We start from the raw sequence: 7,418 nt of genomic DNA, 5'->3' as shown, positions 1-7,418 counted from the left end.
TAATTATTTTACAATTAATAACAAGAATAAATACAACTTATCTAGTTTATTATCAAAAGGTTACGCATGATCTGTCTAGTCGCGGGATCGAAACCCTAACTAAGTATCCTCTATTGGACCCCCGTTTTCACACAGCCTCGTAAGTCGGGTGTTGGATCACTTCAGAGAAACCCTCACATTAAATACCAGTTGAAAAGTATCATAGTAGGTGATCAGATATCCCTGATCACTTATAAATAATTCATCCTTGGTTTCAGAATAGGTCAGGATATTCTTTGCTGAAAGGGTGGAATTCACTGCGAAATGATTCCAGTCCTGTTGCAGATCCACAGAGACATCCACATTGTGTTTGGGCTCCAGAAAAAGACCATCATCCTCTGAATAAATCTTACGACCATCCCACCACATGTTGGCATTGTAAGTCAAATTGCCTCTTCTCAGTGTGAAACCTGAAGTATGACGATAGCTAGGCTTCCCCGGAAAAATGGCTGGTTCATCCAGATTCAAAAACATGGAACTGAAATCAATAATGCCTCGTTTGGAGGGGAGATGAAATTTTCCAGATACCTCAACACCTGATATGGCTGCTTCATAAGAATTGACAGCAACGGGAGGCTGCCCCTGGATGTATCTCAACAAAAGTTTATTGATATAGGCATTATCAAAAATATTGATGTGCCCATCGAATTTGGTAATGGGAGATCCGGGACGGGCCTGGTAACTGAAATCGATACCCAGATCCATGGTATTCACATCTTCCTTCAATAAGCCTGTTTGCTGATAGATTGGTGTGGTGGTAATTTTCCTGAGAAACTCATCCTGAAGTGTTGGCAGTCTGCTGTTGTTACCCAGAGAAGCATAGGTGGTATAATTGAATCGCTTGATGATACCGGCAAGTTTAAAACCAAGGCGTTTGGCGACGATATAGTGGTTATTGAAAGCATCATCCGTAATCTCGTCGATACGGTATGGCTCTTCTTCACCGGTACGATAATATCTGCGTATTTCGTCCCAATTATAGGTCGTATTCACATCATCGTATCGAATCCCTAATTCGAAGACCACCTGGTTCATAGCTGGGACATCACTTTCCACTAAATACTTAGAAACCACAGTCACGGATTGATCATTGCGATCAAGTTTCAGATCCACGGTCTTGTCAAAGATGGGAGGTATGGCAGAACTGGAGGGACCTCGATAGTATTCAGTACTCCCGGCGAACTGGACCAGAGTCTCGGTTGCACCACTTCGGAAAAATTTGGCTATTCGATAAGAGGAATTATTTCCATGAGGTTCCTGGGTATAAAGAGGGTTTCTGGTTGAGAAGTCCCAAAAGCTCACCCCAAAACTATCTTTGCGATAGGCATAGTCCAGCTGCCAGTCTTTGCCCAACCAGGGAAATTCACCAGTATAGCGGGCATTATAAAGCTGGTTTTTTGAGTTGGTGTTAAATGATTCGGCTTCACCCTGGAGGGTTTGGGATTCCTGGCTAATGACTTTGAAGCGAAGATTTCCAGTAGGCAAATTCCAGTTCAGCATGGCGCTGCCAAAGAGATGTTCTGACTCGATATCTTCAGCAAAAGTCTGATAGAGTCGGGAGCGTTTGACCAGTTGTGAACTAATTGTAAAATGATCAGCAACATAACTGAGTCTGCCAGTCGTCGTACCATTTCCACCGTTATTCAAGTCCATAGAATTGGAAATGAGTAATTCTGTGTTTTTGGGGACCTGACTATAGATATTGACCACACCACCGAAGGCGCCCACTTCATAGGGCAGGGTTGACGCCCCCTTAATCACCTCAATATTATCCACATCCTCCATGTTGATGACGCTTAGATCGGCAACATTTGTGAAGGAATCGTTGATTTTGATACCATCCAGATAAACGGGTGTTTCATTGGCGTTTGATCCACGAATGCTGATAGTTTGTGCACCATCCATCTCAGTCGAAATGACAACGCTGCTTATGCTTCTGGTGATTTCTTGAAAGTCTTGAATAGCTCGGGTTCTGAGTTCAGAAGCACTGACTGATTGACGGGCAGAGCTAACATCATAGTGGGCAGGCAGCCGCACAACACTCACATCCACAGGGGCTAGCTGTACCGTCTCAGGCCACAGATCTATCCGCAATGTCCGCGTATCCAGGGCAGTTTTTTCCGCCGTTGTATACCCGATATGCTGGATAACAATGGTCAGAGGGAATTCTCTATTTGTTTCAAGATTGAAGTTGCCATCAATATCTGTGGTAGTTCCAATATCGGTGTCTTTGATGATGATATTTGCATTGGTCACTGGTTCGCCTGAATGGGAGTCCAATACTTCACCTCTCAATAAAGTTTGAGCATACAGGCTTGGCAGTGTTGAAATAGCAGTTATTATGAGGTAGAGTAATAGTTTCTTCATGTTGTTTCCTCCAGGGGAGGGCAAATATACATCAGGTGAATGGTATTGGGATGGATATTTCGACGAATGGTTTTATTCTGATATTGAAAGAAGTGGCTTGATTTTCCCGGCCATGACATCGTATCCAGCCTGGTTTGGATGCAGACCATCCCGAGTCAGATCAGGATTTAAATAGTGCATGTCCCCGAGGAAGTGTGGGTACAGATTGATAAATCCAATGTCTTTTTCAAGAGCCAGTCGTGCAAGAAAGCCATTGATCCTTTTGATTTGATCAGGAGGACAGTTTTTCCAGCGGGGAGTGGTAGGCAGTATGGAGAGCAAATAAATATCAGTTTCTGGCAGACCTGTCATCAAGGTATCCACCAGGGTGACAAACATGGTTTTCAGATAGTCATCATTGCGTTTATCACCAATATCATTAATGCCAATCATGAGGAAGAGTTTTTTGGGCTTTAGACTCAGAGCTGAATTATCCAGTCGCTCAATGATTCCGTCCACGTGATCAGCAATAATGCCCCGGTTTACAACCTTGTGCCCAGGAAAATAATGGTCAAGGTCAAACCCTTCCGTGATGGAGTTTCCTAAAAAGACGACATCAACCTTACCAAGACTATCCATCTCAGCATTGAATTGCTGGTTTCTAGTGTGCCAATGCTCGGTCCGTTCACGTGCTTGAGCAAACAGCGAGGTGAAGCTGACCAGCAGACAGATGAAAACTATAAGGAGCTTTTTGTTTTCAGACACAAGGGACAATCCTCAAATATTTTTCAGGGATAATATCCACAATTCTTTGAACAAGCCCACGGGCTGCAAAAAAGCTGATTCCAAGACCCACACAAGCCAACAGAGAGGCAGATAACTCACGGGGCAATATATTCTGAAAGGGGAGGACATACCCTAAAAACAAACCCATGAGGAAAGCAGCCATGGGAAGTCCGAATTGAATAAGGGCGAGATGCAGCTCCAGATTCGAAAGTTCCTCGATTTGCACCTTTTGACCCGCTTGAAAGTCTCCGGTCTGGGGCAGTGTTAATAAGCGCTCGGATTGCTTGCCCGGTGCACAGACCACCTTTAATCCACAGGTTTCACAGGCATCCCCCGTGTCAAACAGGATGGTAACCTGGGAGCCATCGGCAGACTGGATAAAACCAGTTTCACCATTATAAAGCATCAGGCGCTGAGTGCTTCCGCTTCAGGTACGGCTTCCAGAACAATCAAGGCATTGGTGGAGCACTTGTCCGTGGGCAGTTCTTTCCCCTGCCCGTACAGATGATAATCGATGCGCGCCAGGTTGTTCTCCATGGTCATGAGACCCTCTTCAACACCCCGCACACATAGCCCGCAACCCACACAGGCTTTGATACAGATTTTCCGGGAGTCTTTGGGTGTATCCGTGTTACGGCAGGCCACAAAAATGGTGTTCGTGTCTGGATGCAGTTCAATAATGTCCCGGGGACAGGCATCCACGCAATTACCACATCCCGTGCATTTGTCCTCATCAATGAGGGGCAGACCATTTTCACTCATCTCCATGGCATCAAAGGGACAGGATTCAACGCATTCCCCAAAACCAAGACAACCATGCAGACAGAGTTTATCACCACCACCGGTGATATGAGCCGCAGTGCACTTTTCGATGCCAAGATATTCACCCTTGTGGGCACTTTCATAATGACCGCCCTGGCACATGACCCGGGCAATGATCTTTTCACCCTTAGTGGCTTCCAGACCCAGGATGCCAGCTATGGCTTCCCGGGCATCATCATTACACACGGGACAGCCACTAATTTCCACCTTACCATGGACGATGTTTTCGGCAAAGCTACCACAGCCAGGCAGACCACAGCCACCACAATTAGCGCCGGGGAGATTATCCACCACCAAAGCAATACGTGGATCTTCCTCCACATAAAACTTCTTATTGGCAACGGCCAGGCCAGCAGCAAAAAGAGCCCCCATACCACCCATGCTCAACATTGATACACCGATTGATGCTAGATCCATTATTCAACGTCCTTTTCGTCACCCTGCCTGCCAAGTCGAAGCCGAGAGGCGTAGACTGGAACTACGTCGAAGGGTGTCTCTGTGAGAATCATGCTTCGACGGGGCTCAGCATGACAATTCAAAATAAGTTGTGATAAAAACTGCATATTCTATATCATCCCCGCAAAACCCATAAATGCCAGAGCCAGGCCACCTGCCACAATCATGGTGATGGCTGCTCCCTGGAAATATTTTGGAACCGGAGCCAGCTCCAGCTCTTCTCGAATACCGGCCATAATCACCAGGGCCAGTGTAAAACCTACACCGGCCCCCAGTCCAAAGATCACGCTCTCCATAAAAGTATAGTCCCGTAGAACGGAAAAGAGTGCCAGACCAAGGATGGCGCAATTGGTGGTGATCAGAGGCAGGAAAATACCCAGGGTATCGTATAGGGGTTTACTCACCTTGCGGATGAACATTTCAACCAACTGTACCAGAGATGCAATGACCAGAATGAAGCTGACATATTGAAGTATGACCACATCAAATGGGACCAGAATAAGGTGATAGATCAGCCAGGTAACTACGGCTGTAATCAGCATGACAAAGGTAACTGCCATCCCCATAGACACGGCAGATGAAACTCGCTTCGAGACACCAACAAAGGGACAGATTCCCAGGAAGTAGGCAAGTACAAAGTTGTTAACGATGGCTGCTGAAAAGAAAATTAGAAAATAGCTCACGAGACAGCCCTCCTTGCCTTAGATCGAGAGGGATCGTTGTACCAATTGGCCAGGGCAATAAGAATACCCAGAGTCAGAAATGCACCGGGCGGTAAAATCATGACCATCCAGGGTGTGAACCAATCGCCAAGAATGGCGAACCCAAAGATGCTGCCTGAGCCCAGAATTTCTCGAAGAATCCCCAGAACCACCAGCACGATGATAAACCCTATACCCATACCCAGGCTGTCCAGAAGCGACCGCCCGATCCCGTTTCGTGAGGAAAAGGCTTCCTGGCGTCCCAGAATCAGACAGTTCACTACAATCAGGGGGATGTATGGTCCCAAAGAAGCAGAAATGGCGGGGAAATAGGCAGCCAGAAATCGGTCAGCCACCGTAACAAAGGTGGCAATGATGACGATGTATCCAGCGATTCGCACCTGATGGGGAATGAAATTTCTCAACGCGGATATCATCAGGCTTGAACTCAAGAGTACAAAAGTAGTTGCCAGACCCATAGCCAGACCATTGTTGGCCGCATTGGTTACAGCCAGTGTGGGGCAGAGACCCAGGAGGCTGGCCATGACAGGATTCTCTTTCCAGATACCCTTGAGGAATTCAGCTTTTAGTGACAGGCTGGAGTTCATGATTCTGGCCCTCCTTTGGATGTCCAGGCAGATTGGATATCAGCAATTTGTTTGTTGAGAATGTTAGTGACAGCCTTGGATGAGATGGTGGCACCTGTGATTCCCTGGACTTCATTGTTATGGGTGGGCTTGGCGTTTTTGATAACTACGATTTCAGGAGAGGTGTGGACGCCTGCAAACTGAGCAGGAAACCAGTAGGGGTCTTGCTTGTTGGAGGGATCCACCACAATCTTGGTTCCCAGTCCTGGTGTTTCGATCTGTTCCAGCACCTTGATGCCAGTGAGCTCGGTCATGTCAGGCGTAAGACCCACCATAATGCGCAGCGCTCCCTGAAACCCGCTCCCCACAGCCATAAAAGCGATCCCAACAGGATGCTCAGAGCTATCACGAGTTGCAATGTACAGGGTCCCAAATTCGGTTTCCTCGCTTGTATAGGTGTCGTGGGCAGGGAGGACATCTCCAATGGCCGCCTTGAGGGCTTCCTGACGATGAAAGGCAATCTTGGGTTTGGTTACAGTATCCCAACCAGACAGTATTCCACCAGATAAAACGGTGATCAGGGTCAGCACCAGAATCATACGTGTAGATAGGTTCATTTTACTCATGCGCGGACCTCCCCGAAAAATTTGGGTCGGGTATAACGATTGATGAGCGGTGTAAAAGCATTCATGAGCAGAATGGAGTACATGACGCCCTCCGGTAGACCACCAAAGAGTCGGATAATCACCAGGATGAAACCCGCTCCAGCGCCAAACATCCAGGCACCTCGAGCCGTTACAGGGGAGGTAACCATATCAGTAGCCATAAAGAAGGCTCCCAACATGAGTCCACCACTAAACAGGTGAAAAACAGGTGAGGGATATGACTCAGGTGAAATCAGCCAGAAAGCCCCGCTCACGAGAAAGGTGGACAGCAGAAAACTAAGAGGAATCCGCCAATCCGCATATTTTCTAATCAACAAATAGATGCCACCAACCAATATGGCAATGGCAGAGGTCTCACCCAGAGAACCACTGATATTTCCTGTGAGCAATCCTGATAATTCACTGGTGACACCTTCAAATTTGAAGAGTCCCAAAGGGGTGGCTGCCGTGACTCCGTCCACATCGGCATAGCGGGCAGTGAGCGGCCAGGTCCAGGTCGTCATGGGAACGGGAAAACTGGCCTGCAAAAAGGCTCTTCCCAATAAAGCCGGGTTAAAAATATTATAGCCTAACCCGCCAAAGAAATGTTTCCCCACGACAATGGCAAAGACAGATCCCAGCGCTGTACCGCCCAGGGAAAAGGATGGTGGCAAAGTCAGCGCCAGCAAAAGACCAGTTATCAAGGCGGAGCCATCGGGAATGGTAAAGGCTTCACCCTTGACCTTGTTGACCAGCATCTCAGCGATCAGGGCCGCGGAAACACTGGTGAGTATAATTCCTGCTGCTGCCCACTGGAAATACACCAGGGCCAGAACGGTGGCAGGCACAAGGGCTGCAATGACATTCCACATAATTCTGGGTACGGTGTCTCGAGTGTGAAAGTGGGGCGATGAAGCCAGGATCAGGGGTATCTCGGGTTTGTATAGCTTGTCCCTTGGATCCTTTTTCGGTTTCACCGGTTTTTTAGGAATTTCGGGCTGTTCAGGCTGGGCTTGAGGTAGATTTTCGTCAGTCAT

8 protein-coding genes are annotated in these 7,418 nt (G+C 47.5%); all 8 read right to left on the bottom strand.

Translation table 11 applies throughout. The annotated features are described in order from the left end of the window. Positions 1-156: 156 nt before the first annotated feature. The 8 genes from ISR87_12935 to ISR87_12900 all read right to left on the bottom strand — a co-directional run bounded on the left by ISR87_12935 (position 157) and on the right by ISR87_12900 (position 7,418). Positions 157-2,406, bottom strand: coding sequence for a TonB-dependent receptor (locus ISR87_12935; GenBank protein ID MBL7026346.1), 2,250 nt, complete (start codon positions 2,404-2,406; stop codon positions 157-159). A gap of 72 nt (positions 2,407-2,478) precedes the next feature. Further along, positions 2,479-3,150, bottom strand: a complete 672-nt coding sequence (locus tag ISR87_12930) for a hypothetical protein (protein MBL7026345.1) — start codon at positions 3,148-3,150, stop codon at positions 2,479-2,481. After that, entirely contained in the window at positions 3,143-3,577 is a 435-nt protein-coding gene (locus tag ISR87_12925) for a SoxR reducing system RseC family protein (GenBank protein ID MBL7026344.1), read from the bottom strand. The genes ISR87_12930 and ISR87_12925 overlap by 8 nt, the downstream gene beginning before the upstream one ends. Continuing rightward, on the bottom strand, positions 3,577-4,410 hold the full coding sequence (locus tag ISR87_12920) for an RnfABCDGE type electron transport complex subunit B (protein MBL7026343.1): 834 nt from the start codon (positions 4,408-4,410) through the stop codon (positions 3,577-3,579). The genes ISR87_12925 and ISR87_12920 overlap by 1 nt, the downstream gene beginning before the upstream one ends. Positions 4,411-4,559: 149 nt before the next feature. Beyond that, positions 4,560-5,132, bottom strand: a complete 573-nt coding sequence (locus ISR87_12915) for an RnfABCDGE type electron transport complex subunit A (protein MBL7026342.1) — start codon at positions 5,130-5,132, stop codon at positions 4,560-4,562. Next, positions 5,129-5,758, bottom strand: coding sequence for an electron transport complex subunit E (locus tag ISR87_12910; protein ID MBL7026341.1), 630 nt, complete (start codon positions 5,756-5,758; stop codon positions 5,129-5,131). The genes ISR87_12915 and ISR87_12910 overlap by 4 nt, the downstream gene beginning before the upstream one ends. Next, on the bottom strand, positions 5,755-6,363 hold the full coding sequence (locus ISR87_12905) for an FMN-binding protein (GenBank protein MBL7026340.1): 609 nt from the start codon (positions 6,361-6,363) through the stop codon (positions 5,755-5,757). The genes ISR87_12910 and ISR87_12905 overlap by 4 nt, the downstream gene beginning before the upstream one ends. Beyond that, positions 6,360-7,418, bottom strand: a complete 1,059-nt coding sequence (locus tag ISR87_12900; protein MBL7026339.1) for an RnfABCDGE type electron transport complex subunit D — start codon at positions 7,416-7,418, stop codon at positions 6,360-6,362. Before ISR87_12900 ends, ISR87_12905 begins: the two co-directional genes overlap by 4 nt.

This window comes from Candidatus Neomarinimicrobiota bacterium (assembly GCA_016784545.1).
Classification (GTDB): Bacteria; Fidelibacterota; UBA8477; order UBA8477; family JABMPR01; genus JABMPR01.
This window is presented reverse-complemented; position numbering and strand designations above follow the sequence as displayed.

Bases quoted from the DNA above. Each gene is read 5' to 3' on its own strand.
- ISR87_12935 (MBL7026346.1), bottom strand. From the start codon at position 2,406: ATGAAGAAACTATTACTCTACCTCATAATAACTGCTATTTCAACACTG.
- ISR87_12925 (MBL7026344.1), bottom strand. From the start codon at position 3,577: ATGCTTTATAATGGTGAAACTGGTTTTATCCAGTCTGCCGATGGCTCC.
- ISR87_12920 (MBL7026343.1), bottom strand. From the start codon at position 4,410: ATGGATCTAGCATCAATCGGTGTATCAATGTTGAGCATGGGTGGTATG.
- ISR87_12910 (MBL7026341.1), bottom strand. From the start codon at position 5,758: ATGAACTCCAGCCTGTCACTAAAAGCTGAATTCCTCAAGGGTATCTGG.
- ISR87_12905 (MBL7026340.1), bottom strand. From the start codon at position 6,363: ATGAGTAAAATGAACCTATCTACACGTATGATTCTGGTGCTGACCCTG.
- ISR87_12900 (MBL7026339.1), bottom strand. From the start codon at position 7,418: ATGACTGACGAAAATCTACCTCAAGCCCAGCCTGAACAGCCCGAAATT.